29 protein-coding genes and 1 tRNA gene are annotated in these 26,195 nt (G+C 44.3%); 14 read left to right on the top strand and 16 right to left on the bottom strand.

Going from position 1 to position 26,195, the window contains the following annotated elements; genetic code table 11:
* Positions 1-98: 98 nt before the first annotated feature.
* The 5 genes from EWM62_RS13915 (at position 99) to EWM62_RS13935 (ending at position 3,689) form a co-directional block, all read left to right on the top strand.
* A tRNA-Arg gene (locus tag EWM62_RS13915) sits at positions 99-170 on the top strand.
* A 937-nt stretch (positions 171-1,107) separates the two neighbouring features.
* Positions 1,108-1,410 carry a hypothetical protein gene (locus tag EWM62_RS13920; protein WP_129877276.1) on the top strand — a complete coding sequence of 101 codons (303 nt, stop codon included), beginning with the start codon at positions 1,108-1,110 and terminating at the stop codon, positions 1,408-1,410.
* Between the two features lie 10 nt (positions 1,411-1,420).
* A complete protein-coding gene (locus EWM62_RS13925; RefSeq protein ID WP_129877277.1) occupies positions 1,421-2,221 on the top strand; it encodes a hypothetical protein in 801 nt (266 codons plus the stop codon).
* 534 nt (positions 2,222-2,755) lie between these two features.
* Entirely contained in the window at positions 2,756-3,295 is a 540-nt protein-coding gene (locus tag EWM62_RS13930; RefSeq protein ID WP_129877278.1) for a DUF4199 domain-containing protein, read from the top strand.
* A 13-nt stretch (positions 3,296-3,308) separates the two neighbouring features.
* The gene (locus EWM62_RS13935) at positions 3,309-3,689 is read left to right on the top strand and encodes a VOC family protein (protein WP_129877279.1); all 381 of its coding nucleotides are present in this window, start codon (positions 3,309-3,311) and stop codon (positions 3,687-3,689) included.
* Positions 3,690-3,768: 79 nt separating this feature from the next.
* Here the strand turns inward: EWM62_RS13935 and EWM62_RS13940 are convergent, their stop codons facing one another.
* Positions 3,769-4,371, bottom strand: coding sequence for an FMN-dependent NADH-azoreductase (locus tag EWM62_RS13940; protein ID WP_129877280.1), 603 nt, complete (start codon positions 4,369-4,371; stop codon positions 3,769-3,771).
* A 109-nt stretch (positions 4,372-4,480) separates the two neighbouring features.
* Between EWM62_RS13940 and EWM62_RS13945 the strand changes: the two genes are divergently transcribed.
* Positions 4,481-4,837 carry a winged helix-turn-helix transcriptional regulator gene (locus tag EWM62_RS13945; RefSeq protein ID WP_129877281.1) on the top strand — a complete coding sequence of 119 codons (357 nt, stop codon included), beginning with the start codon at positions 4,481-4,483 and terminating at the stop codon, positions 4,835-4,837.
* Between the two features lie 112 nt (positions 4,838-4,949).
* Here the strand turns inward: EWM62_RS13945 and EWM62_RS13950 are convergent, their stop codons facing one another.
* On the bottom strand, positions 4,950-6,344 hold the full coding sequence (locus EWM62_RS13950; protein WP_129877282.1) for a Gfo/Idh/MocA family protein: 1,395 nt from the start codon (positions 6,342-6,344) through the stop codon (positions 4,950-4,952).
* Between the two features lie 225 nt (positions 6,345-6,569).
* Between EWM62_RS13950 and EWM62_RS13955 the strand changes: the two genes are divergently transcribed.
* Positions 6,570-8,474, top strand: coding sequence for a beta-N-acetylhexosaminidase (locus EWM62_RS13955; protein ID WP_129877283.1), 1,905 nt, complete (start codon positions 6,570-6,572; stop codon positions 8,472-8,474).
* An 86-nt stretch (positions 8,475-8,560) separates the two neighbouring features.
* On the opposite strand, the gene EWM62_RS13960 is transcribed toward EWM62_RS13955, so the two are convergent.
* The 6 genes from EWM62_RS13960 to EWM62_RS13985 form a co-directional block, all read right to left on the bottom strand.
* Positions 8,561-8,995: a hypothetical protein gene (locus EWM62_RS13960; RefSeq protein WP_129877284.1), complete on the bottom strand. Its 435-nt coding sequence runs from the start codon at positions 8,993-8,995 to the stop codon at positions 8,561-8,563.
* Between the two features lie 117 nt (positions 8,996-9,112).
* Entirely contained in the window at positions 9,113-9,493 is a 381-nt protein-coding gene (locus EWM62_RS13965) for a DoxX family protein (protein ID WP_129877285.1), read from the bottom strand.
* Positions 9,494-9,523: 30 nt separating this feature from the next.
* On the bottom strand, positions 9,524-10,066 hold the full coding sequence (locus tag EWM62_RS13970) for an SRPBCC family protein (protein WP_129877286.1): 543 nt from the start codon (positions 10,064-10,066) through the stop codon (positions 9,524-9,526).
* A gap of 2 nt (positions 10,067-10,068) precedes the next feature.
* Positions 10,069-10,449 (bottom strand): DoxX family protein, encoded by a 381-nt coding sequence (locus EWM62_RS13975; protein WP_129877287.1) that lies wholly within the window; start codon positions 10,447-10,449, stop codon positions 10,069-10,071.
* A gap of 18 nt (positions 10,450-10,467) precedes the next feature.
* Positions 10,468-10,878, bottom strand: a complete 411-nt coding sequence (locus EWM62_RS13980; RefSeq protein ID WP_129877288.1) for a VOC family protein — start codon at positions 10,876-10,878, stop codon at positions 10,468-10,470.
* A 31-nt stretch (positions 10,879-10,909) separates the two neighbouring features.
* The gene (locus EWM62_RS13985; RefSeq protein ID WP_238989348.1) at positions 10,910-11,122 is read right to left on the bottom strand and encodes a hypothetical protein; all 213 of its coding nucleotides are present in this window, start codon (positions 11,120-11,122) and stop codon (positions 10,910-10,912) included.
* 114 nt (positions 11,123-11,236) lie between these two features.
* On the opposite strand from EWM62_RS13985, the gene EWM62_RS13990 reads away from it, so the two are divergent.
* The 3 genes from EWM62_RS13990 to EWM62_RS14000 all read left to right on the top strand — a co-directional run bounded on the left by EWM62_RS13990 (position 11,237) and on the right by EWM62_RS14000 (position 13,742).
* Entirely contained in the window at positions 11,237-12,217 is a 981-nt protein-coding gene (locus tag EWM62_RS13990) for a GlxA family transcriptional regulator (protein ID WP_129877289.1), read from the top strand.
* A gap of 118 nt (positions 12,218-12,335) precedes the next feature.
* On the top strand, positions 12,336-13,133 hold the full coding sequence (locus EWM62_RS13995; protein ID WP_238989349.1) for an alpha/beta fold hydrolase: 798 nt from the start codon (positions 12,336-12,338) through the stop codon (positions 13,131-13,133).
* Between the two features lie 96 nt (positions 13,134-13,229).
* Positions 13,230-13,742 (top strand): DinB family protein, encoded by a 513-nt coding sequence (locus EWM62_RS14000; protein WP_129877291.1) that lies wholly within the window; start codon positions 13,230-13,232, stop codon positions 13,740-13,742.
* A gap of 25 nt (positions 13,743-13,767) precedes the next feature.
* On the opposite strand, the gene rlmF is transcribed toward EWM62_RS14000, so the two are convergent.
* Positions 13,768-14,679 carry a 23S rRNA (adenine(1618)-N(6))-methyltransferase RlmF gene (gene rlmF, locus EWM62_RS14005; RefSeq protein ID WP_129877292.1) on the bottom strand — a complete coding sequence of 304 codons (912 nt, stop codon included), beginning with the start codon at positions 14,677-14,679 and terminating at the stop codon, positions 13,768-13,770.
* A 47-nt stretch (positions 14,680-14,726) separates the two neighbouring features.
* Here rlmF and EWM62_RS14010 point away from each other — a divergent pair, with 47 nt between their 5' ends.
* Entirely contained in the window at positions 14,727-15,212 is a 486-nt protein-coding gene (locus EWM62_RS14010) for a GyrI-like domain-containing protein (RefSeq protein ID WP_238989350.1), read from the top strand.
* Between the two features lie 6 nt (positions 15,213-15,218).
* Here the strand turns inward: EWM62_RS14010 and EWM62_RS14015 are convergent, their stop codons facing one another.
* The 3 genes from EWM62_RS14015 to EWM62_RS14025 form a co-directional block, all read right to left on the bottom strand.
* Positions 15,219-16,655, bottom strand: coding sequence for a glucoamylase family protein (locus EWM62_RS14015; protein ID WP_129877293.1), 1,437 nt, complete (start codon positions 16,653-16,655; stop codon positions 15,219-15,221).
* A 62-nt stretch (positions 16,656-16,717) separates the two neighbouring features.
* The gene (locus EWM62_RS14020; RefSeq protein WP_129877294.1) at positions 16,718-17,701 is read right to left on the bottom strand and encodes a glycoside hydrolase family 43 protein; all 984 of its coding nucleotides are present in this window, start codon (positions 17,699-17,701) and stop codon (positions 16,718-16,720) included.
* 7 nt (positions 17,702-17,708) lie between these two features.
* Complete coding sequence (locus EWM62_RS14025; RefSeq protein ID WP_129877295.1) at positions 17,709-18,452, bottom strand: YdcF family protein; 744 nt, start codon at positions 18,450-18,452, stop codon at positions 17,709-17,711.
* A gap of 97 nt (positions 18,453-18,549) precedes the next feature.
* Between EWM62_RS14025 and EWM62_RS14030 the strand changes: the two genes are divergently transcribed.
* The 3 genes from EWM62_RS14030 (at position 18,550) to EWM62_RS14040 (ending at position 21,519) form a co-directional block, all read left to right on the top strand.
* Positions 18,550-19,863 carry a S41 family peptidase gene (locus EWM62_RS14030; protein WP_129877296.1) on the top strand — a complete coding sequence of 438 codons (1,314 nt, stop codon included), beginning with the start codon at positions 18,550-18,552 and terminating at the stop codon, positions 19,861-19,863.
* A gap of 334 nt (positions 19,864-20,197) precedes the next feature.
* Entirely contained in the window at positions 20,198-20,716 is a 519-nt protein-coding gene (locus tag EWM62_RS14035; RefSeq protein WP_129877297.1) for a hypothetical protein, read from the top strand.
* Between the two features lie 116 nt (positions 20,717-20,832).
* On the top strand, positions 20,833-21,519 hold the full coding sequence (locus tag EWM62_RS14040; protein WP_129877298.1) for a response regulator transcription factor: 687 nt from the start codon (positions 20,833-20,835) through the stop codon (positions 21,517-21,519).
* Positions 21,520-21,794: 275 nt separating this feature from the next.
* Here the strand turns inward: EWM62_RS14040 and EWM62_RS14045 are convergent, their stop codons facing one another.
* The 4 genes from EWM62_RS14045 to EWM62_RS14060 all read right to left on the bottom strand — a co-directional run bounded on the left by EWM62_RS14045 (position 21,795) and on the right by EWM62_RS14060 (position 25,984).
* Complete coding sequence (locus EWM62_RS14045; protein WP_129877299.1) at positions 21,795-22,427, bottom strand: gluconate 2-dehydrogenase subunit 3 family protein; 633 nt, start codon at positions 22,425-22,427, stop codon at positions 21,795-21,797.
* A 6-nt stretch (positions 22,428-22,433) separates the two neighbouring features.
* Positions 22,434-24,170 (bottom strand): GMC family oxidoreductase, encoded by a 1,737-nt coding sequence (locus EWM62_RS14050; RefSeq protein ID WP_129877300.1) that lies wholly within the window; start codon positions 24,168-24,170, stop codon positions 22,434-22,436.
* Between the two features lie 35 nt (positions 24,171-24,205).
* Entirely contained in the window at positions 24,206-24,868 is a 663-nt protein-coding gene (locus EWM62_RS14055; RefSeq protein WP_129877301.1) for a 3-keto-disaccharide hydrolase, read from the bottom strand.
* A gap of 159 nt (positions 24,869-25,027) precedes the next feature.
* Positions 25,028-25,984, bottom strand: coding sequence for a hypothetical protein (locus EWM62_RS14060; RefSeq protein ID WP_129877302.1), 957 nt, complete (start codon positions 25,982-25,984; stop codon positions 25,028-25,030).
* Between the last annotated feature and the right edge of the window lie 211 nt (positions 25,985-26,195).

Genomic DNA, 26,195 nt, shown 5'->3' on the forward strand with positions numbered 1-26,195 from the left:
TATGCATATGTGCGTGTTGAATTTTCAAGTATAATTTGCACCTTTGCACCCGGACAAGGAAATTCGAAATCGAACATCCGAAATCCGAAATAAACATTGGTCCCGTAGTTCAACGGATAGAATAGAAGTTTCCTAAACTTTAGATATGAGTTCGATTCTCGTCGGGACCACTGAACCTTAGTGGTAGAAACCACTAAAACCCTATAAATTACATATTTATAGGGTTTTTTAATTGTAAAAAACCTCCATTTTGAATGCTCTATTTGAATAAGTAGTGTGATTAGGTGAGGAAATCCACTTATTCTTACTCACCAATTGCTATATAGTGTCTTTAAATTAGATACTTATATGTGGATTAATTAAATTCTGTGCAGGTTAAAATCCAAATTTTAGAAAATTCGTAACATTCTTTAAATCAGAATTTTAAAAAACTCTATTTAGGTTCGATTCCGACCCATATCTGAACGTAGGCTGCAGAAACGAATGAAAACGCCTAAAACAATACCATTGGGTGTACTTTTCCCGTGTTTTTGAGCTCACTATTTGTGTTATTTAGCCTGAAAACAGGTGAGTTACATGTCAAATTAGAATTATTCATAGCCTTAATCCCGAACATGTTTCACTTTGAAACATCTTGATGCGAAAACTTCGCAAAGGTAGATTTGGAGCTTAAACAACAAGAAAATGAATACAAACCTGTACGTAAAGAATGGAATATTAAAAATAGTTGCCTACATGGGTTGTTAAGAATTGATAAAATAAGACGATTCTGTATTATTAGGGATAAGGTTTTCCACCTAAAATGTTAATAAGATGGCTTTGTTGAAAGTTTTTAGAAGACGTATTTTTGTTACTTAAATATTTGATAAACAGTATTTTACGTTTAGTTAAAGCGAAAGGAGCTATTGGTTATCCACATTTTGTTAATAACTAACAAATTCTGTTTTATAAAAGATGCTGTTTTTTGTAATTAAATACTGGAATGATAAAATCTATGCAAGTGTTAACAACTGCACATGGTGTTGATAACTATTGTTTGACATTTATTAATGTTGTATCTTTGCATCCTGTTTATTCAAAAAGTTATATATGCTTAATATGTCGATTATGAAAGAAAAGGGCCAAACGCCGGCCCCTGATTTTTCAAAAAATTTGGAGGGAGATATACAAAAATATCAGGCCGAAGGAAAGACAATAGAAGCTTTTTTAAAGGCCCGGTATCAAATTACTGATTTAAAAGATTTGGATTTCGATCTCAAAGATAAAGATGAAAGTCAGTTTGGTTTTCAAAAGGTTCGCGGCAGCGTTAACCTGATGATGGGTAATATTAGAACCTATAAACAATCTCAGGATTTAATTGAAGAAGTTTTAGGTTATGATTTGGAATCTTTAATCAATTATAAACCGTAACCTTAGCTAAATGGCTGATAAATCGAAAGAATTCCATGAATTCTTTCAGGAGACCTATGCTTTGTTCGAAAAAACAACGCAGTATGCAAAATACCTGGAAACTCTAGGTGATAAAGTAGAAATAACTTACATTAATGAGTTACGCAGCGTGCTGTTTCATTTATATAGCTATTTAGATAAAGCATGCGAAAATGATGACAAAAAGTTCGAGGAAAATTATTACGGAGCAAGAGAACATTTGTATAGGTCTTATTATGATGTGTTTTCGTTAATATGTGTTATTTTAATTAAAAAGTTCAAAAATTACAGCGATGATTTTTCGCACAGTGTTATACATGCAGTCTATCCAGCGTATTTTAGTAAAATAATGGTGGAACTGGCAGAGGTCCAAAAACTCATTTCAAAAATCCATTCTTCCAAGCAGCTAAATGAACAGTTGAGTTCAGAAATTGATCCACAGCTAACTACGGCAGAGAAAATTATTAAGAATGAGAAAATTACAACCGTTTTAATGAACTGGGATGTTGAACTGTTAGCTTATACTGGTCTATTCGTTGAGCATCAGCAAGAACGTATTCTTGAGGAAAAAAGACTGGAAGCACTGGAACTGGAAAAGGAAAGAGCACATGAACTTGAATTAGCAAAGATTGGTAAGGAGGACAATCGCTTTAAAGTAAATATATGGGTAACCATTGCAATAGCTATTTTTTCTGTGATCGCGACCTTGGCATTCACTTATTTTTATATCGTGCCACACGAGGCTGAACTAAATAAGCCGGCAACGAGTAGTCCCGCTTCAAAAGCTAAATAGGTTACTATTCAAATTAATGATTTTTGACTATTACATGTTGGAAATTGTTTCCTTTAGCTACTTTTATAGCTGATTCCTTCAAGAGGAAAATTTCCTCATATCTCCAAGTTCATCACAAACATTTCGTTATGCAGTTGAATAGCGGATTCGATGACCAGATCGGACGGGTTTCCTTAAAGATTAAGCAAGAAAGGGTTTTATTATTTGCTAATTAGGTTTAAATTGACGAAATTTATATTATAGCATTTGCAACCAAAAACAACTGAAAATTTGGTGAGTGTACAAAGCGAATTTACTAAAAACACATTAGAAAGTGTGTTTAAATCAGAGTGGTACGTTCGATTCTCGTCGGGACCACTAAAAAGTTAAAACCCTTTAGATGAAATCTGAAGGGTTTTTTGTTTAACTTACATAAGCCGGATATTTATTACATTAGTTATAGTAGCTTTCCTTTAAAATCACCCAAAAGTATGACCCAAAACATAAAGCATTGCTGCATTTTTGAGCAGACTTTAAACTAAACCAATAAATAAAATGAAAAAGATAATCTGGGTTTGCGGGATTATAGCGGGCATTATAAGTGTATCGTGGGGCGTGCTGAGCGAGGCGGTTATTGGCGATAGCTTAAGCCTGACCACCCGGATGATCTTCGGGTACGCCACTATGGTATTGGCGTTTTCGCTGATCTTTGTGGGCATCAAAAATTACCGGGATAATTACAGTAATGGCCAGATAACTTTTGGTAAAGCGCTGGGTATTGGCCTTTTGATAACACTTATCGCCTCTACGGTTTACGTGGCGATCTGGATGATAGACTTTGCTTATTTTGTGCCCGATTTTGGCGAAAAATACCAGGCGCAGGCGGTAGCCGAAATGAAGGCCGGCGGACTCAGCGCTGCGGAGATACAAAAGCAGTCGGCAGAGATGGCTGCCATGATGACCAGGTATAAAACAAGCGCTGCCTTTAGGGCGATGTTTACCTATATGGAAATTGCGCCGGTTGGCATTGTAATGTCGTTAATTGCAGCGCTTGTACTTAAGCGCAGATCTGAACCTACTACAGTAAACGTATAAAACAACAAACTATATGAAAAAAGTAACAGGCCTGGGCGGGGTGTTTTTTAAATGCAGCGACCCTAAAAATATGAACGAATGGTATGCTAAAAACCTGGGGCTAACAACAAGCGAATACGGAACTACGTTTGAGTGGCGGCAGGCCGATGATCCGTCCAAAACAGGATCCACATCCTGGTGCGCGTTCCCGCAGGATACCAAATACTTTAACCCGTCCGAAAAGCCCTTTATGATCAATTATCGGGTAGAGGACCTGGTTGCGCTGGTTGAGGAACTGAAAAAGGATAACGTAACCATTGTTGATGAAATTGCCGAATATGATTACGGCAAGTTCCTGCACATCCTGGATCCCGAAGGCAACATCATTGAGCTTTGGGAACCCAAGGACGAATAGAACGGGATATCATAATGGTCTAAAAAAACAAAATGCCTGCAGGTTTTCCTACAGGCATTTTGTTTTTATGGGAAAACGCTTAAGCTATCACAACGCTATTAATGCCTTTTTCTAAAGCAGAATCCTGTATGCCTGGTATCGACAGGCCTTCTGCCCTTACAACGGTAACATCGTTAAGGCCAATAAAGCCCAGCAGGTGCTTCAGGTAAGGGACAGCAAAATCGAGCCCGGTCATAGGCCCTTCAGAAAAAACACCGCCGGATGATAGGGCGAGGTAAACCTTCCTATTGTCAAGTAACCCCTGGGGGCCGTTCTCGTCATACTTAAAAGTAACGCCCCGCCTAACAATATGATCTAACCAGGCCTTTAGGGTTGATGGGATATTAAAATTGTAGATAGGCACGCCGATAACGATAATATCTGCATCCCTTATCTCTGCAATTGCTTCTTCCGAGTGCTGTATAGCTGTCAGGTCTGCGGGTGTGCGGCTTTCTGCCGGGGTAAAGAACGAGGTTAGGTGCGATTCTTCCAGGTGGGGGAATTGCTGCGTAACCAGGTTATGCTCGTGCACACTGCTGCCGGGGTATCCGGCCTGTATTTTTTCAATTATAGCGTTTCCGAGTTTAATACTCATGGATGCATCGCCCCTTGGGCTGGATATTATATGAAGTATCTTTTTCATTTTATTAAAATTTATTGGTCAAAGCTATGTACATTTGCTTATAAAATATTAGTAGTATACAAAAGGTTAGCGGTAACCTTTTCGTTAGTTTTCTTAATATCAATAAGTTATGAGTAAAGCACAAAGGCTTACACAGGGTGAATGTTCGGCGAGATTAACATCTATCGGCGATGCGCTGTATGTAATTGGGGGTAAATGGAAACTGCGGGTAATAGTGGCATTGCGCGAAGGCAGCAAACGCTTTAATGAGATACAGCGCGCAGTAGACGGGATATCTGCCAGGGTATTATCCAGCGAATTAAAAGAGCTTGAGCTAAACGGCTTTGTAACACGGATAGTGCATGCGCAAACGCCCGTAGTGGTAGAGTACCAGATAACAGCCTATGCCGATACCCTGGGCGATGTGCTGACTTCGTTATCTGAATGGGGCACCCGGCATCGCGATAAACTACGGAACGAAAGGTAGACAACCTGTAAAGCAGAAAGCTTCTATCGCCGGGACAAAAAAAATGGCTGTCGAAAATCAACAGCCATTCATTATATTTCTAAGTGTCCCTTCGGGGATAGGGCGCCCGGTTTTAAACTATCTTCATATTTTCTGCATCCCAGTGGATCAGCCTGTTTTCAAAATAGCTGTCGTTACAGGCCAGGGCAGGCGCCGCGGCCCTAAAGCCAAACACGGCATCTTCCACAACAGGTTTGCCCGTGCGCACCGATTCCATAAAGTTGGCGAAGTGGTCGTTAGAAGCGTTATAGCCCTCTGGTGCACGGTAGTTAATGGCCTGGAACTGTGGGGTATCCTGCTGTGCTTTTGTCCAGCGTTTGTTGTAATCGTCCATCAGGGCTTTTTGCTCGCTTTCGGTGTAGGTGAACAGCGAATCCCAACCGCCAATACCCGGCGCTTCAGGCATTTTATTCTGATGGATGGTAAAGGCTTCGCCTTCGCCGCCAATATCCATCACCCCTTCCGAGCCAACAATTTTGGTGGTGGTTTTATCGCCCTCGCCGCTAATAAAGTTTACACGCAGAGTAACCTGGAAAGCGGGGTGCTCCTTGGTTTCGCCATAGCGTACAACCGCGCTCATTACATCAGGTACATTGCGGCCATCCTTCCAATACGCCAGGTCGCCGATAGAATAAATGCTCTCGGGGCCCTTTGATCCGGTGATAAAGTGGATGCCGCTAAGTAAATGGACAAATAGATCGCCGGCTACACCGGTGCCATATTCGCGGTAATTCCTCCAGCGGAAAAAGCGGTTCTTATCAAAATCGTGCTTAACACTTGAGTTTGCCTGGAAACGCGCCCAATCTACATTTTGTACATTGCCGTCGCCGGGTATGGTATACTGCCAGGCGCCCAAAGCGCTTTGGCGGTTAAACGATGCTTCGATGGAGTTGATCTTACCAATAGCGCCCGATTCGTACATCTCTTTTGCCTTGCGGTAGGCAATGCTGCTTACCCGCTGGCTGCCCACCTGGAAAACCATCTTGGTATCCTTTTGCACCTGGATCTCTTCAAGCCCCTGGCTTATCTTGTGGATCATCGGCTTTTCGCTATACACAGCCTTGCCCTTACGCATAGCGTCGATGGCGATCTGGCTGTGCCAGTTATCGCTGGTAGCGATGATCACCGCGTCAATATCCTTGCGCTCCAATATCTCGCGGTGGTCCATGGTGGTAAATAGGCTGCTGCCGTATTTTTCTTTTGCATGTAGCAGGCGGCCTTTGTACAGGTCGCAAGCCGCAACCAGCTCCACACCGGGGACAGTTAAAGCCGCATTGGTATCATTAAAGCCCATAATACCCATGCCAATGGTAGCTATCCGTATTTTGTCGTTTGGCGTTACGCGCTTCTCGTCGCGCAGTATCCTTACTTCATTTTCTTCTTTAGCGGCTAAGCTGGTAAGCGAGGCCGATGTCAGTAAAACTGATGTGCCCAGGTGTTTCAAAAACTTTCTACGGTCGGTTGACATGGTTTAATTTTAATTAAGCTTAATAATTGGTTAATAATTGCAGGCGCAATTAGCGGTTTAACGGTAGGCAATTTAACAAAAAAACTAAAACGATAATATGTTTCCTAATATTAATAACCAGCCAGTTATAAACCGTATTCTAAACTATAAAAAACTTTTTAATATTATTTAAAAAGTTATAAATTGCATGTTGTTACCTAAATTGTAAAAACTCAATTATACTCCATGAAAAAACTATCATTACTGGTATGCTCATGCCTTATGGGCACATTAGCGTTTGCCCAACAAGCCAGCACAAGTATTGCCATTATCCCCGAGCCTGTTAAAATCACCCAGCATGCCGGGCGGTATGTATTGCCAAAGATTTTGGTTGTGCAATCCGGATCGCAGGACGCAATGACACCGATACTTAACCTCATTAAAAATAAGTTTAGTACGGCTACCGGCAAAATCATCCGCGTTAAGGCTGCTGCGCCAACTGCAGCCATTAAGCTGGTGTTAAATAAAACAACCGATAATGTAATTGGCACAGAAGGGTACTATCTATCAGCAAAAGCAAAAGGTATAACCATAAGGGCAAATACCGAAGCCGGCTTATACTACGGGGTACAAACGCTGCTGCAATTACTGCCTAACCAAATTGAAGGTAAAGAGATAGCAAAAAATGTTACCTGGGCGGTACCGGTTGTAGATATTACCGATTACCCGCGTTTTGCGTGGAGGGGTTTGATGTTTGATGTATCGCGCCATTTCTTCACCAAAAAAGAGGTAATGAGCTATATTGATAATATGGCTAAATATAAACTGAACCTTTTTCACTGGCACTTAACGGATGATGAAGGCTGGAGAATAGAAATAAAAAGCTTCCCTAAACTTACTACTGTTGGCGCGTTCAATGTAAAGCGTGAAGGCGAGTTTGGTAACTTTACCCCACCAAAGCCAAACGAACCGCGCAATTATGGCGGTTTTTATACCCAGGATGATATCCGCGAAGTAATTAAATATGCTAAGGAACGCTTTGTAAACATTATGCCCGAGGTTGATGTACCTGGCCATAGTTTAGCTGCAGTTGCATCGTACCCCGAATTATCGGCTACCGCGGGTGCAGATAAATATGTAGTACGTTCGGGCGAGAAGATCATGGACTGGTCCAAACCGGGCCATCCGGCATTGGTTGATAATACCTTAAACCCGGCGGGCGAGTTTACTTACACCTTTCTGGATAAAGTAATTGGCGAAATAGCGGCATTGTTCCCTTTCCCATATATACACATGGGCGGCGACGAGTGCGCTAAAAACTTTTGGGAGCAAAGCGACCAGGTTAAGGCCTTAATGGCCAAAGAGAACCTGAAAACGCAGGAAGAGGTGCAAAGTTATTTTGAAAAACGCCTTGAAAAGATAGTAGAATCGAAAGGCAAAAAATTTATGGGCTGGGACGAGATCCTGGAAGGCGGCATTGGCCCCAATGCTGCTTTAATGAGCTGGCGCGGTGTTAAAGGCGGTATAGAAGCGGCCAAACTTGGCCACGAAGTGGTAATGAGCCCCACTACATTTGTGTATCTTGATTATATGCAAAGCGACCAGGTAATGGAGCCGCGTGTTTATGCATCATTGCGTTTAAGTAAAACGTATGAGTTTGACCCTGTGCCCGAAGGTGTTGATGCCAAGCTGATAAAAGGCGGGCAAGCGAACCTATGGACCGAACAGGTTTACAACATTCGCCAGGCGGAATATATGACCTGGCCGCGTGGCTTTGCGCTGGCCGAGAGCGTTTGGTCGCCGGCATCTAAAAAGAATTTTAATACCTTTTTCACCAAGGTTGAAAAGCATTTTGACCGATTTAATCAATCGGAAACCAAATACGCGCCAAGCGTATACGATCCTGATTTTAAACCAAGCCGTAATGCCGATAGCACCATTAACGTAGCTTTAACTACCGAAGTGCCGGGCCTGGATATTTACTACAGTTTTGATAACTCGTATCCGGATAGGTTTTATCCAAAATATACAGGCATACTTACCGTGCCTATTGATGCTACGTTATTACGTGTTGTTACCTATCGTGGCAAAAAGCAGGTTGGCCGTATGGTGAATATGCCAATAAGCGAATTAAAGAGAAGAGTGAGGTAATTCTTCAGTTGGGAGTAATTAGTTTGCAGTTTGCGAATAAGAAAGCCGCGCCAGTTTGGTGCGGCTTTCTTATTAGATACGAGGGGTTACTCCACCCTCTTCATTCGTGAAAACGGGAACCCGTTACAGCCTTTTTTTGGGTTTTGCCTGTCGGCTTTGGCGGTAGTTTCGGCAATCTGGTCGGTTTTGGCATCGTACACGCTGAGGCAAAAGCCCCATTTCCAGGGCTCCATATTACTGAACTGCATATAGTCTATCCGGGTGTATAAACCGCCCTCGCCGGGATTTTGATCGTCGTTGCGGGCAACAATGTACCGGTCTTTTACATTCCACCTAATAACATGGTATTTAGTGCGGGGATATTGTATAAACAGGGTATCGTTAACGGTGTAACGGATGCCGTAATCGTCTACAAAGTTCCCTTTGAACATAGCAGGTACCTTTTCATTGTTACGTATCGGTTTTTTATCGCCGATGCTTATCATCGACAGAAAAAGGATCATAAAAGCCAGTTTTTGCATGCGCTAATTTATTAATTTTTAACCACAGCGTATACGAAGGATCAGCGAGCGCTTAAACCACAGAGAGCACAGAGGTTGAACCGCTGTGCTCTCTGTGAGGTATTTGTGGTTAATATCCTATTTCACTGCAAATAACGGCGCGTAATTTTTGCGGTAGTAATACGCCAGGAACAGGCAGCCTACTACCAAAAATGCCCCTGCCGGTACACCGCTTGGTGCAAGTGTAGCGTGAAACAGCAATATGTTTATGGCAATGGGGAATATTACAATATTAGCCAGCGTTACAAAACGGCCGCTAATAAACATAAGGGCGCATATCAGCTCTATAATTTTTACAATATTCATCATGTGCACGGTGGCCAGGCCGGCGTTATACGTTTGGGCTGCCTCGCTCATCGCAGGCATTTTACCCATGTTAATTTTAAAAAGAAATACAACCGATGCAAAAAGCAATAAAAGCCCCATCAGCGTACGTACAATAATCATCGTGATCTTCATAATATTTAAGTTTAGTGTTTAAGATTTTTATTATTTCTCCAGTACTCGTTTTAAATTGTTCAGGCTTTCTTCCATATCGTTCCCCAGCATTTTTTCCATATTTATAAACAACAGCATGGCGTTCATAGGGAATGGCATACTGCTATCAAATGACCATTTTACTGTTGTGGTGTCATCCGTTACAGTTTGCGTGGCTATGTAGGTATCGGCAACGCCGGCAAAGGGTTTTATAAATACCACGCGGATCTCTACCCGCTCTCCCTCCACAATTTTTTCGAGGGTTTGATGGCCCTTGCCTGCTTGTTTTATATCGCTGTCCCAGGCGGCGTTATAGCCCTCGGTACCATCGGTGCCGGTATAGGTCATGCGCTTGTTGGGGTCCATCATAACCCATTTGCTGTAATGGTCCTGGTTACGCAGGTATTTAATGTAATCAAAAACCTGCTGCCGCGGTTTATTGATAATAATGCTGCGCTGTATGGTGTATGCTTTAGGCGCTATTAAGGCCAGTACAATCACTATTACAATTATGCCGGCCAAAATCCCGGCGATGGTCAACAAGGTATCGTTCATGGTTATAGGTTTTTAACAGTTTCGTACCGTTTCCAGAAGTAATACAAGATAAACATTATCACCAACATTACAACCGGCGGCATTAACAACCCGGCAGCATCGCCTACAAACGCCCTTGATGCAAACGCGCCAATAAAGTTTATGGCAAAGCCTGCAAAGGCCCATTCCTTTATGGTTTTAAATTTATTTTGCAGTATAGCAATGGCGCCTAATAATTTAAAAACACCGGTTATTACCATAATATAAATTGGATAGCCTAAGTGGCGCATAACCTCCTGCCCGGCCTCCTGTTTGCTAATGCCTCCGTAGGCATCGCCCAGCATAGCCAAGGCGAATAATAAGGTGAGCACCCAATAGATGATCTTAATTGTTTTTGGTTTCATGGTTGTATCGTTTAATTGTTATTTTTCTTCGGTAAATACGCCCCAGCCAATGCCGTACTTATCAATAACATTACCCATGGTACCGGCAAAAAAGGTCATTATCTCGTGTACTACCTGGCCGCCCTCAGCAAACCGGGCAAACTTTTGTTGCACCTCGGCTTTGGTTGCGCAGGTTATCGTTAACGATACCAAACCTACGGTAGCTTCGATGTTTGAATTTGGCATATCCGTGCCAAGCAGGTTAAAATCCGGCCCGGTAAGGTCTGCGTGCAGTATGCCGCCTTGTGCCTCAGCCGGGAAGTTATCCTTCATAGGCGAATCTTTTAACGGCATCAGGTTTAGTTCGCCTCCTAATACGCTTTGGTAAAAGTTCATGGCCTCGGCACATTGGTTATTTTTAAAGTTGATGTAAGCGCTGATCTTTGACATGGTTTCTATTTTTTAATAAATTTATAATTTGTTATGTAAGCACCTCGCAGTAATGTCCGTTCAATTTAAGCAATTCTATAATGCTATTGGCGCAAAAGTCTTTACCCTCAACACGTAATATTTTATCACAATCTTCCAGGTCGAAATTTATTTTGCTGGCGGGGTAATGCTCCAGCAACTTTTGGATAAGCACCCGCGAACTTTCCTTTTCCTGCACATTTGTTTTAAAAACCTCGATCATCATAAATAAATGTGTTGATACAATACAAAGGTGCAGGGCTTTGTGATATTTAAAAGGGTGTAATTACGACAATCTAAGGGGTTGATTGCGACGGTGATACCCGCTACCTTTGAAACTATGAAACACATATCGATACTTATACCGCAGGGCGAAACCAGCCTGAGCAACATTGAGGCAACTTATAAGATGTTCTCGATGGTGAACCAAACGCTCGACCGGATGAAGAAAGCGCCGCTGTTTAAAATACAGCTGGTGGGCTTGAATAAGGAAACCGCACTTACAAACGGGCTGTTCACCGTTAAGCCGGATATGACATATGATGAAGTGGCCAAAACCGACCTGATCATTATCCCGGCGGTGCATGGCGATATCAATAAAGTATTAAGCGATAACAGCGATTTTATCCCCTGGATAATAAAGCAATATAAAACCGGTGCCGAAGTGGTTTCGCTTTGCATAGGGGCCTTTATTTTAGCCTCTACGGGGCTGCTTAAAGGCCGCAGCTGCACCACGCACTGGCTAATGGCCGATGAGTTCAGGAAGATGTTCCCGGATGTTAACCTGATGCCATATAAGATCATCACCGATGAAGGCGGGATCTATACCAGCGGAGGGGCGTACTCGTCGTTAAACCTGCTATTGTACCTGGTAGAGAAATTTGCAGGCAGGGATATGGCCATCAATTCCTCAAAAATATTCGAGATAGACATCGAGCGCAACAGCCAGTCGCTGTTCATTATCTTCCACGGGCAAAAAGACCATGAGGACGAGGTGATCAAAAAAGCGCAGGATTTTATAGAGCATAACTACCAGGGCAAAATTACCGTCGACCACCTGGCCGATATGTTTGCCATCAGCCGCCGCCACCTGGAGCGCCGTTTTAAAAAGGCAACCTCGAATACGGTAGTTGAGTATATGCAGCGGGTACGCATCGAGGCCGCCAAAATGAGCCTGGAAACCATTCGCGAGAACGTAAACGAAGTAATGTATAATGTAGGCTATACCGATACTAAAGCCTTTAGGATGATATTTAAAAAGATAACCGGCCTTTCGCCCATAGAATACAGGAACAAATATAGTAAGGATAAGGCGGCGTAGGAGCCTCTCCCCGGCCCTCTCCGAAGGAGAGGGGGTATAACCCTTGTTTCGGTCTCCTAAACTTAACGATAGATGTATGCGAATTATTAAGATAATTATTTTTAACCTGATATTACTTATGACTACTTATCAATCACAAGCCCAAACCACCGGCAAATACGCTAATGTTAATGGCATAAAAATGTACTGTGAGATCCATGGCGCGGGCAGCCCGCTGGTTTTGATCCATGGCGGGGGCTCAACCATAAAAACAAACTTTAGCCGGATAATGCCCGAACTGGCCAAAACACACCGGGTTGTAGCTGTTGAGCTGCAGGCCCACGGCCACACCGGCGACCGCAGCGCCCCCGAAAGTTTTATACAGGATGCCGATGATGTGGCCGAACTTTTAAATCAGCTTAATATACCTAAAGCGGATATACTGGGCTTTAGCAACGGTGGCCAAACCTGTTTGGAACTGGGCATCCGCCACCCGGATAAAGTGGGCAAGCTAATAATCGCCTCGGCCTTTTACACGCGCGATGCGGCACCCGAAGGCTTTTGGAAAGGTTTTGAAAACCCCGACTTTAGCCATATGCCCCAGGTTTATAAAGATGAATACCTGAAGATAGGCACAAAAGAAGGCCTGATGAATATGTTTAACAAGGATGTGCAGCGCATGCTAACTTTTAAGGGTTGGACAGACGAGCAATTGAAAAGTATACAAGCACCTGCATTGGTAACAATTGGCGACCAGGACCTGCCCACGCCAGAGCATGCCGCCAAAATGGCCCGCACCTTACCGCATGCACGTTTGGCTATACTGCCGGGCACACACGGCAGCTACATTGGCGAAGCTTACAACCCCAAACCCGAAAGCAAAATACCCGATCTGTTTGTAGCGATAGTGAATGAGTTTTTGGCGGGGGAGATGTAGAAATTCACAAAACAAATAAATATTCTCAGTTACTGCTGACATACTGCTGTCATTCCCCTGTGGTTTATTTGTATCATAAACTTAAAACAACAAGCCATGACAACTACAACAGCAACAACAACAAACACACCGGTAATAACATCTGATGCTTTTTTAAAAAACTGGCAGGCGCACCGCGGGTTAAGCCGCAGGGTATTGGCGGCCTTCCCCGAGAAAGATCTTTTTGAATTTAGCATAGGCGGCATGCGCACTTACAATCACCTTGCCGGCGAAATGCTTGGCCTGGCCAGCGCGGGCATGAACGGCATCGTAACCGGCAAATGGGAAACCTCCCCCGCGCTCGATCATTTTAACGACAATGTACACCTTAGCACCAAAGCCGAAATATTAGAGGCATGGGATGAGGTAACCGAACAAATAGATGTATTATGGCCGCAGATACCAGCCGAACGTTTCTCTGAAACAGAAGCTGCTTTTGGGCAGTACCCAAATACTATTATCAATACCCTGCAGTACCTTTTTGATAATGAGATCCATCACCGCGGCCAGGGTTATGTTTACTTGCGCGCCCTGGGTATAGAGCCGCCTGCATTTTGGGATAGGTTTTAGCCTCGCCCTTCAGGGTGTTGCTTTGCTAAAACTTCCAAACCAACACCCTGCTGGTTTTTTGCCCTTGCGACATCGTGATGGTTTTTACATCGGCCGCCTTGTAGTAATCAAGCGATTTATAGCAGCCATCCAGCGTAGCTTTTTGAGAGATAAGCGACGAGAACCATTTACACGATCTGGCAAACTGCTTGCTTTCGGTGATCATTTTGTTCAGAAAACGGGGTTCGCCGCCTTCGTACCAAAGTTCGTTGTTGCGGCCGCCAAAGTTAAGTTCGGTACCTTTATCCTGCCCCAGGTTTTTCCACTTGCGGCTCGATTTTTCGTTCACTTCTTTTGACGATGTATGAAACGGCGGGTTGCACATGGTGATATCAAACTTTTCGCCGGGTTTTATAATACCGTCAAAAATATTAGCGTACGATGTTTGCTTGCGGATCTCTATGGCAGCAGCCAGCCCGTTGTCTTCAACTATCTTTTTTGCCGATGCGGCGGCTATGTAGTCAACCTCGCTGCCAACAAAGTTCCAGCCGTAGGTTTTGTGGCCTATAAGCGGATAAATGCAGTTGGCACCAACACCAGTGTCCAGCACTTTAACTGTGTTACCTGTCGGCACTTCGCCTTTATTGTGTTCGGCCAGCACATCGGCTAAGTAGTGGATATAATCGGCACGGCCGGGGATGGGCGGGCAAAGAAAGCCTTCGGGGATATCCCAGGCTGCAACGCCGTATTGCTGCTTTAACAATGCTTTGTTAAGGAATTTAACGGCTTCCGGGTCGGTAAAGTTGATAGACAGATCGTCAAATTCGTTCTGCGATACAAACTGCCGCAGTTGCGGAACAGCTTTAATCAGCGCCTGGAAATTGTACCGGCTGCGGTGCGCGTTGCGCGGGTGCAGGTTAGTTTTTTCATCCTGGATGGGTTTTGATGTGTCTGCCATATATTTTGTAAAGTTAGAAAGTATATTTGTCATTCAGGATAAAAGCGATGATACAGCCACACACCAAAACCATAGCTGCAAAAAAGTTGGTTGGCCAGCACATGTTGATGAGCCTTGCCGATAACAAAACCGGCGAGTTGTTCCGCGGGTTTATGCCACGCCGCGGCGAAATAAAGAATGCGTTGAGTGCCGACATTATTTGCATGCAGGTGTATAAACCGGATTTAAATTTTAACGACATCACTCTTAATACCATCCATCAAAAATGGGCGGCCGTTGAGGTTGATGGCTTTAATGATTTGCCGGATGGGATGGAAGCCTTTACCATTCCCACCGGTATGTATGCGATATTCCTGTATAAAGGCAACCCTGCAGAGTTTGGGCCAACGTTCAACTATATATTTAACACCTGGCTGCCTGCATCACCCTACGAAACAGATAACCGCCCGCATTTTGAGGTACTGGGCGAAAAATATAAAAATAACGACCCCGCATCAGAAGAAGAGATCTGGATCCCGGTAAGGCTTAAGTAAATCGGGTTATTCCTTTATCCATTTGCTTTTAAACCCAAGCCGTTTCAGGCCGTTTTGGATGTCGGGGTTTTTCATCAGCAGTTTCCATACGAGCCCGCTTCGGTAATTTTCTATCATCACCACAATAGGGCCCTGGTCAATGGCCAGGTGGGTTTTGGCATACCAGTTATGCGATTCGCTGAACCCATCGGCAAAGCCATACGGCCCCCAGATCTTATCCCCCAGGTCATAATAAAAGTGTTTAAGCGCCTGCATGGAATACTCCGGCGTGTAAGGGAACGACGACAATGCCGCCGTAGGCTGTATCACACCATAATCAACTTCAGGGCAATGGGCAACATAGCCCTTATAGCTATCACCGGCAGTTAGCCCCCAGCTGTTTGCGCCGTAACCTTTATAATGTTTTGGGTTCTCGATGCAATATGCCCGGTTTATCAGCGTATGGTTTTTTGTCTGCATAGCATAGTCTATCCCGTGGTCGTCTTTCAAACCATTGGGGTCGATGCCCATGTAGGTATATTGTTCAAAAAATAACGGGCCGCCTTTATCAAAATTCCCCAGGGGCAATTCGTAACCGTAATAGGTCTTACCATTTTTCCAACTGTCAGATTTCACCCAGCTGTTTTCGTAAAGCTCTTTAGATATGGGGTGCCTTGGTGATGATGCGGAAATGATGTATGTTATCAGGGCCTCGTCGTATCCGCCAACCGGGAAGTTCATATCAAAACCGTTGTTAGGGCTCCAGTGCCAGTAAAGGTGTTTGTTATCCTCCTTGCTGTGCCAGTTCCAGTTGGCGGCATCCCACATCTGCTGCACCCTTTTCTGAAAATACTTTTCGGGTACCGAGTTGCCGTTAAAATATTCCTTAGCACCCAGCAGTCCCATCATCAGGTACGATGTTTCTACAATATCGGCAGCGTCATCTACCCTGTCAAAAGCGATTGCTTTGCCCGTGGCGCCATTCATAAAGTGTGGGTATATGCCATGGTAACAATCGGCTTTAATTAAAAAATCTACAATTTTTATAAGGCGTTTAAGGGCCGTGTCGCGGCCTATCCAGCCGCGGTTTGTGGCTACTACAGTAGCCAGTATGCCCATGCCCGTACCGCCAATGGCGCAGGCTTCGGGGCCAAAAGTACCTTTGCTTAAGTTCGGTTCGTCGTAAGCTTCATTTATGTAATCCCAATAGTACTGGGCTTTAACCGTATTATCCCGCTCCCTTGCCAGGCCGCTTACCGGGTGCGCAAAATGCCAGAAATATCTGAACGTTTGCCGCTGTACAATATCAAGCAAGGCCGAATCGCTGATGTTTTTAATAATGCCAACCGGTGCTATGGAATTGCGTTCGACAGGTTTAGAAGGCTGTTTTTTGCGGATTTGCGAAAATGCACCTAAGCTTATCAGTAAACCTATAATGGCGAGTGTAAGTATTCGTTTCATCATGATAGCAGCTACTTAAATGGTTAAGCCAATATGACACAATGGGTAACCATCATAATACGTTATTATTTGATCGGGTTAGCGCTAACGCCTTCATATGTAATTTTAACCGGGTTTATCAGGCCATCTTTATCAAAGGTCATTTTATCAATGCAGGTTACGCGGTGGTTGCCATTTGTTTCGGTAAGGGGGCGGCGATGGTATATGATATACCATTCATCCTTGCCCGGTACTTTTATAACCGAGTGGTGGCCTGCGCCTGTGGCAACAGCAGGGTCTTGTTTTAGCACGATACCTATTTTTTTGAAAGGGCCGTTTATACTGTTACCTACAGCGTAAGCTACGCGATAATCGGGGCCGGTCCACCCGCCTTCGCTCCACATAAAGTAATATTTACCATTGCGGATAAACATAATTGGCCCTTCCACGTATCCCTCGGGTGTAATTTCCTTAAAAGTTTTGCCATCGGCGGAGGGCTCGATACCTGTAAAATCATTTTTTAGCTTCGCGATGTTGCAATGGCCCCATCCGCCGTATATGATGTAGTACTGGCCGTCGGTATCCTTAAAAACAAACTGATCTATCGGCTGTGCGCCATTCACTATTTTATCAATAAGGGGTTTGCCTAAATAATCTTTAAACGGGCCTTCGGGTTTATCGGCAACAGCTACGCCAATACCGCCATATTCGTTATCGCTTTGAATATCGTTAGCGCCAAAGAAGAAGTAATATTTGCCATCCTTTTGTACAATGGCAGGGGCCCACATAGCGCGTTTTGCCCATTTCACGTTCGATGAATCCAGCACGTTATTGTGTTTGGTCCAGTTCACCAAATCAGGCGACGAAAAAGCGTCGAAATGCACCTGCTTCTCGTATTTATCAGAGTACGTTGGGTAAACCCAGTATTCTTTACCAAATATGGTTGCTTCAGGGTCGGCATACCAGCCCTGCGCTATAGGGTTGCCCGATGTTTTTTTAACGGTTTGCTGCGCGCAGGCTGCCTGTATTAAAACAACAGGCATTGCCAATAAAAGGTATATTTTTTTCATGTTTGTATTAACTAAAGTAAACGGTTAAGTACCCTATTATCTCTTTAATATATAAATTCCATTTGCCCACCGCGTCGGATGCCGGCAAAAAATCTGCTAAATAAATATGCCTGGCGTTAAACAGGTTATTTGCCGGATACGGCACAATATCAACCCCAGCCCTTTTATATATTAACTGCGCGCGCCGCATATGAAAAGCCGATGTTACCAATAAATACGGTGCTTTTAAATGCGCATCGTTCAGTAACTTTTTAGAGTACTGTGCATTTTCTAATGTATTACGCGCGCTTCGGTCTAAAAGTATCAGGCTATCCGGAAAATTCTTCTTTTTAAGTTCAGCCTTAACAATATCGGCCTCAGCAAAGCCATCCGGGTAAATATCAGAGTTACCACCGGTAAACAGCAGGTGTTGCGCAGTATGATTTGCGAGCAGGCCGGTTGCTTTCGTATACCTATCGGCAGCCCAGTTAAAGTAAGCGTTTCCATCGTTATCACGGGTTATAAATCCGCCAAGAAGTATAACACAGCTGTATTTAACCCCGCCTGGCTGGTATGGGGGCACATCCCATAAGTTCGCAAAAGCGTTTATAGTAAATCGGTTCGAAAAAAAGTAAAGCAGCGCGGTGGCTATGATCAACAGCCTTTTCCTCAACCTTTGTTTTTTTGTGATAAGTGCATAAAGCATTAAGGCAAATACCCAGGTAAGGGGTAAAATAAACACCAAAAGCACTTTCGACAGGATAAAAAACATAGTTGTAATTAGGCTTGCAATTTATTCATTTTTATGAATGTGGCGTGTAACGAAATTTTCTTACAAACGTCAATGTATAAAATAGCCAATTACTCAAATGAAACATATACTTATCAAAAGTTTTTTATTAAGTGCGTTAACTATAAGCGTGTTTGCGCAACAACCGGGCGCGGCCTTAACACAGCAACAAAAAAACGAGACTATAGACAGCGCTGTGAAAATTGTTAAAACACGATACATATTTCCGGAGGCTGCTTTAAAGGTAGAGAAATACCTGCGTAACAGACAGGCTAAAAAGATGTACGACCCTATTACAGATGGCAACCAGTTTGCACAGGCATTAACCCATGATATGCAGGCCGCAGGGAACGATAAACACCTGTGGGCGGCATACTCACCCGAAGAATTACCCATTGAAAAAACCCGCGAATTGATGAGTATACCGGATGAGGAGCGCTCCGGGTTGGCAGAGATGTTTCAACGTACCAATTACGGCATAGAAAAATTGGAAATTTTAAAGGGTAATATTGGTTACTTATCTTTCAATATGTTGATATCGCCTGAATTTGCCGGCGAGGTCTACGACAGCATGATGGCCTACGTGGCCCATACTGAAGCACTGATCATAGATCTGCGCAAATGCGGGGGCAGCATGTCGCCGGATGCGGTGCCTTATTTTTGCAGCTACTTTTTCCAGTCGCCCGTGCATTTAAATGATACTTATTATGGCAAAGATGCAAAGCTTACCCAATCATGGACCTACGCGCACGTAAATGGCCGCAAATATTTAAATAAACCCATATACGTATTAACCAGCGGCGGCACATTTTCGGGCGCCGAAGAGATGGCATATGATCTTAAGGCGCTTAAGCGTGCCACTATTATAGGCCAGCCCACCGGTGGCGGCGCTAACCCCGGCGGTGTGCTTAGGTTAACCAGCCATTTCAGCATGTTTGTTCCTGTAGGCAAAGTAGTTAACCCGGTAACCAAAGGTAACTGGGAACACGTGGGTGTACAGCCCGATACGGTTATTAATGCAAAACTTGCCCTACAGAAAGCGCAGGAACTTGCTATGCTATCGTCTATAAAAGCTACTAATGACGACAGGTGGAAAGGGGCGCTGATAGGTTGGATGGCAGAACTTGCTGCAAGTACGCCTAAACTTAAAGCCGTTACCTTTGAATTGCGAGGCTTTGATACTGCTAAAGAAGTGTACGTAGCCGGATCGTTTAATGATTGGGATTCGCGCGCCGCAAAAATGGAACGTAAGAAGGATAAATGGGTAGTAGTTGCAGAGGCGGAACCGGGTAAGGTTACCTATAAGTTTATTGTAGACGGCAAATGGATACCCGACCCGGCTAACACCCAAACAGAAGAGCCTAACGGTGATTCGGTAATTGTTATAGAATAACAATTTTCACGGAATGCGCTGCCCGGAAATATTATTTACCGGGTTTTTTAAATACCTCTCCGTTTATAAGAACATTAATTGTGACTTTGTCAGATATCAAATAAATCTCAGCATATTAATTCGCGCTTGCGTATTATTAATATTTGTTTAAATATTTTTATGCATAGCTAATATGGGTTGTATTTGAACATATTATACAGGCTTAAATATTTTATAGTGTATAATTACGTAACAATATACCACATATGCGGTATTGTAGGGGCATCAATATTGCCGTTGCTTAGTACTATTAAAAAACCTAACAAAAATCAGTAAATAACTTAATCTTAAAACAATGAAAAAACTTTTTACTATCGCAATTATTATGGTGGCAACACTAACCACCTCAAACCTTTTTGCACAGGCCGGTTTTAAACTCGGTTTAGCTGCAGAAGGCGCCTTACCTTTGGGTAACTTAAAATCTGCGTATACCGTTGGTGGTGGTTTAACCATCCGTGCTGCTTATGGGCTTGACGAAACAAGCGCTATTACTTTAACAACTGGTGCAATTGCATTTTTACCTAAAGACTTTTCAAACCTTGGTGTTGACAGCAAAGCGCAGTTAAATATCCCTATTAAAGCAGGTTACAAATACATGCTGAGCAGTAATTTTTATGCTATTGGCGAAGCTGGTATGTCAATCATCCGCTCTTACTACAGCGATGCTAACGGTGATCTGCAATCTGTAAGCGGCTCTGAATTTACCTATGCACCGGGTGTTGGTGTGCAGTTAGGCGGTTTTGATGCCAGCGTACGTTACGAAGCATACAGTGGCGCAAGCTTTTTAGGCCTGCGCGTTGGCTTTAACTTCTAAAAAAGCTAATACAACAAACAAATACCATTCAAATCAACAATTGATAAAGCTGTTCATTAATTTGAACGGCTTTATTAATTTATATCATTATTTTTAGAGTGATAAACCTAAGGACCATGAGCAGTATACCCGTAGCAATTGTTGATGATAAAACGTTGCTTCGCGAAGCGTTATTCAACAATATCTCGTATTACAAAGAGATAAGCATTGTGCTGCAGGCTTGCGATGGTGCTAACTTTTTAGAGGGGATAAAGGCGCTTAAACCCGAAGAACGCCCGCAGGTGGTATTAATGGATATTGAAATGCCCGTAATGGATGGAATTGAAGCCGTTGCCATTGCCAAAGACCTATACCCCGAAATGCATTTTTTAATGCTTACAGTTTTTGATGATGATGATAAACTTTTTGAAGCCATTAAAGCCGGGGCAAGCGGTTACTTGCTTAAGGACGAGAAGGTATCAAACATAGTAAAAGCCATTGCCGAAATTGTTTACGAAGGCGGGGTGCCTATGTCGCCCCGCATAGCCCGCAAGGCGCTGGCCCTGTTAAGAAATGTGCCCGGGGCCGCTCAGCTACCCAGGCCGGGGGAAGAAGAGCCGGAAGACGACCACACCCTATCCACCCGCGAAATGGAGATCCTGAACCGTATTGTGGACGGGTTAAACTACCAGCAAATAGGCGAGCGGCTATTCATCAGCCCACACACCGTACGCAAACACATTGCCAATATTTACGATAAGCTGCATGTAAGCAACAAGGCATCGGCCATAAAAGTGGCAACGAGTAAGAAGTGGTTTAATTAAGATTTCTTTTCGATTATTTCAACCGTTTTAGGCGACTCCTATGGAGTCTGGCTTGGGACGTAAGGGTTTTCTACAAACACGTGGCTCCTATGGAGCCTTCAATAGTTGTAAGCTCCGTTGGAGTATTCTGTAACAGAAAATTGGAGGGCAGACGCTCCGTAGGAGCAACCTGTTTATAGAAAAGCGAGCAAAATGGTATTGACTCCAGCGGAGTCACCTAACGCCGCCTCTAAATTGGCTATTTAAAAAAATGCCCCTTCGCAGGGGCGTTCATATTATATCTTTACATTTTCCATGCCGTACTGCTTTAATACATCGGCTGGTACACCAGTCCATTTGTTTGGGGCGTTACCGGCATAGCCAATGTCCTTAGTGCCCATTTCGCTGCTCCAGAAACCAGAGGCGGTGAGGTCGCGCATGCGGTTAAAAAAGGCTACGCCCTGCTGCATTTCTGCCTTGGCCTTATATGGGTATGCTATCTGGTCCAGTATTTCTGTTTTTTGGGTATTGTTACACTTAATAAAAGTGTTGCCATAGCGGTTAAGGCATTGCATATCCAACCATTTAAGGCCGCCTCGCATAGGTAGCTTATGGCTTGGGATATCCTTTACAATAAACTCTATAAACTCGGGCACCTTAGCATCAGATGCGCTGCCCGAGTGTGCATCCTTAGGGATGATAATATCGGCCAGCACCGTAATAGTAGCCATTTCGTGCTCATCGAAATACTTGTCAGCCTTTAACTTATTTTCACGTTCTACTTCGTAGGGCTGCCTGCCGGGTACCGCGCCCGCTTTGGTGTCGGCTGTTTCGGTAGTGGTTTTATCGCCCGGCTTGCAGCCGCCTAATAGTAACCCGGTTGTTATGGTTCCTAAACCTATTGCTTTGAGGGAGTCGCGTCTGTTCATGATGCGTTATACATTAAGTTTTTTACGTTCTTGTAATATATATTCTGCTGTGCGCATGCTCAGGGCCAGGATGGTCCAGGTGGCGTTTTTATCGCCCTGCTGCACAAACGGCGCGGCATCAACCACAAAAAGGTTCTTACAATCGTGCGCCTGGCACCATTTGTTCAATGCCGATTTTTTAGGGTCGTCGCCCATGCGGATGGTACCCACTTCGTGGATGATCTTACCGGGGGCCTCTAAACCGTAATTGGTTTCGGGGCCTTGCATAGTGCCGTAAATAGCGCCCATGTTATGCAATATTTCCTGGAAGGTTTCCTGCATGTGTTTGGCCTGGTTTATCTCGTCGTTGGTCCACTTATAATTAAACCGCAATACCGGGATCCCGTATTTATCTACCACACCGTTAGGGTCTATCTCGCAATAATTATCAGCGCGGGCAATGGCAGTACCACGGCCGGCCATGCCAACCTGTGTTCCGTAAAAACGGCGGTAATCGTCTTTTAACCCAACACCGTAACCGCCGCCGTCTTTCTTCTTACCATCGCGGCCCGGTACAGCGCCGTTCATATCCTGTATGCCGCCGCCAAACCCGTACGAAGGCATATGCATGCCGCCGCCATATTCGATATGATAGCCACGCGGGAAGTTCAGTTTTTTATTATCAAGCCACCAGGGCGAGTAGATGTGCACACTGCCCACACCGTCTTCGTTGTAACGCTTGCGGTCCATCAGCTGCGGAAGGAAGCCGCCAGCGCCCGAGCCGGTACTGTCGTGCAGGTATTTACCAACCACACCGCTGCTGTTGGCCAGGCCGCCAGGGTGGGCTGCCGATTTAGAGTTGAGCAGTATCCGTGCCGATTCGCCCGCGCTTGCACCAAGTATCACCGTTTTGGCGTTTACCTGGTACTCCTGCATATCATCCTTGTTAACATACGATACGCCGGTGGCCAATCCGTTCTTATCGGTGATCACCTCGCGCACCATGGCGTTGGTAATCACCTTTAAATTACCGGTTTTTATAGCCGGGATAACCAAACATGAAGATGCCGAGAAATCGCCGTAAACCTTACAGGCGCGGCCGCATTGCCCGCAGAAGAAGCATGCACCGCGGTCCTTATTATTTGGTAAAGCCTCGGTTAGTACCGAGCCGCGGCCCGTAATCACCTTAACGCCCGCTTTGCTTGCACCCTGTTTAATAAAAAGCTCGTTCAAGCGTGGTTTTGGCGGCGGCAGGAAAATACCATCCGGCTCGCTTTCAATATTTTCAACCGTACCGTAAATACCTATCAGGCGGTCAACCTTATCGTAATAAGGCTTAACATCGGCGTAGGTAATTGGCCATGGGTCGGTAAGGCCGTCCTTCGGTTTAAAATCTTCGGGGCCCATGCGTAGGGAGATCCGCCCCCAGTGGTTGGTACGCCCGCCCAGCATCCGCGCGCGGAACCAGGCAAACTCGGTGCCATCTTTTTGGGTGTAGGGTTCGCCCTCTAATTCCCATCCGCCGTAGGCTGCATCAAAATCGCCGAAGGGGCGCGTAGTGCCTGCGCCGCGGCGTGCCGATTCCCAGGCCCATTTTAGCTGGTGCGAATCTGTTTTGGGGTCGAAATAGGCACCTGCTTCCAGCATTAAAACTTTAATGCCTGCATTTGCCAGTACGTAGCCGGCCATACCCCCGCCCGCACCCGAGCCTACAATTACTACATCGTAGGCTGTGGTTGATTTTTTTATTTGTAAATCTTCCATTTATATGTCGAACTATAAATATTTTAGGTGATTGATTAAAGTTGCTTTATGGTGATGTTTTTGTAAGCCACCACCGCCCCGTGCGATTGCAGGGCAATGTGCCCTTTAGGGTAAGCTGCAAAATCCTTCCAGGTTTTAAACTTGCTGTTGTTCAGCAGTTCGGTCCATTCGGGGCTGCCTATTTGTACGTTGATCACCTCTTTGCCGTTCAGCCAAAAAGTAAGATGGCCTTTATCTTTACGGATCTTAACCGCGTTCCACTGGCCGGCGGGTTTTGCCGCATCGGCAGGGGCCGCTTTCATGTCATATAACGAACCTGCAAGGTGGTTCGGTTTTTTATTGTCTTCGGCGTTTTGGTTATCCAGTACCTGCATTTCGATACCCGAAAGATAGGTTGCGCCCAGTGCCGGGTCTTCGTGCACGCCGAAAATGATCCCGCTGTTGCCGCCCTCGGCAATTTTCCAGTCTACGGTAAGCTCATAGTTTTCGTATTCGCCGTCGGTTACCAGGTCTGCCGAATTTGGTGCCTTAGGGTCAAACTGTAAAGCGCCGTCAACAACGCTCCAGGGCCCTGCCGTTTTTGTTAAATAGGCGTGCCAGCCGTTGGTAGTTTTACCATCAAAAAGTTTTTTAGTTTGCGCCGATGCCGAGTACTGCAATGCCGCAACGGCCATAACGCCGAGGATCAATTTTTTCATATGGTTATCAGATTTAGCAGCGCAAGGGGGCACTACTTGTTTTATATTAGAACAGCTAAATGTAGTATTTATTTTTATTGATGCTATATCAACGTAAATTATCAATCAAAATTTTTACAAGATCCCTTGTGAGTTATGCTGCTTAATAAAACGCTAAATCTAATTTTTATGAAATAAAAAATTCAGCCCCGAAGCTATCCCAAACTGCATGTACGCGTAGCTGTCTTCGAAATAAATATTGTAATCGTCCTGCCCGCGGTAGCCGCCGCCTACTATGAACGATACATTTTGCATAAACGGGAACTGGTAATAATATTTAAGGCTGGCGTTAAGCCGCTTTTTTAGGTTAATGGCGCTGTATCCCCGGTACTTATCGGCTATGTAGGTAAAATCGAACTGGATGCGCTGCCAGTTTTTAAAAGTAGATGCGTTAGGGTCGATATCGTCTTTATATTTTTTGGCTATGTTATATATATAGCCGCCATTTACACGCGTAAAACCGTAGCTGCCGGGCAGGCCCATGGCAGCATCGTTTCCAAATAAACCCCGGTGCAGTTCGATACCCACGGTGCTGTATTGGTTAATAATGGTATTGGTTTTATCTACCCGCTTGCCAATGGTATAATTAAGCGAATAAAAATCGGTGCTGAATTTGCCGCTGTCGCGGTTAAAGCCGCCATTGGGCAATAACGTTGAGCCGCGGATACCGTTGGAATGGTGGGTGTACGATAATTGCAGAAACTGGGGTTTATAAGCATCGCGGTTTAGCCGGTAATATAAATTGCCACCGGGCATATAGCTTGGCGATTTTACCGGTTCGCCATATTGGGCCAGCAGGCGTACCTTTATCCTGGCCGACAGGTCAAAAAAGAAACGTGATCTGGCGCTGTTGAACAATACAAAGTGCGCGTTGATATCGCCTACCAGTTTTGTTTTAACCGGCTGAAAAAGCTCCTGCCCAAAAAATGAGGGCTTTAAATTTTGTACGTAGATGTTATTAAAATCGCGGTTGACGATGCGGGTAGCTATTTTGCCGGTATCGGCTAAAGGCCTGATAGCCGATGTATCTGGAATGGATGCGTAACTATATGCTGAGGATAATAGAAACAGAGACATTAAAAAAAAGCGAACTTTAGCCGGGCAGATGGTAGGTGTAGACATATATTAACAGAAACCTTATAAATACTTTATCCTGAAAATAGTTTTCTTAAATAGCAAATTGGAGTGCTTTTATCACGGCTTCAAAATTATGCGATACTTCATCATAATAAAGTAAACATGTATAAAACCACAAAAATGCTTACCTTGCATGCTCACCTTTAATAAC

Origin of the sequence: Mucilaginibacter terrigena, from assembly GCF_004168255.1 — a bacterium.
GTDB classification, from domain to species: domain Bacteria; phylum Bacteroidota; class Bacteroidia; order Sphingobacteriales; family Sphingobacteriaceae; genus Mucilaginibacter; species Mucilaginibacter terrigena.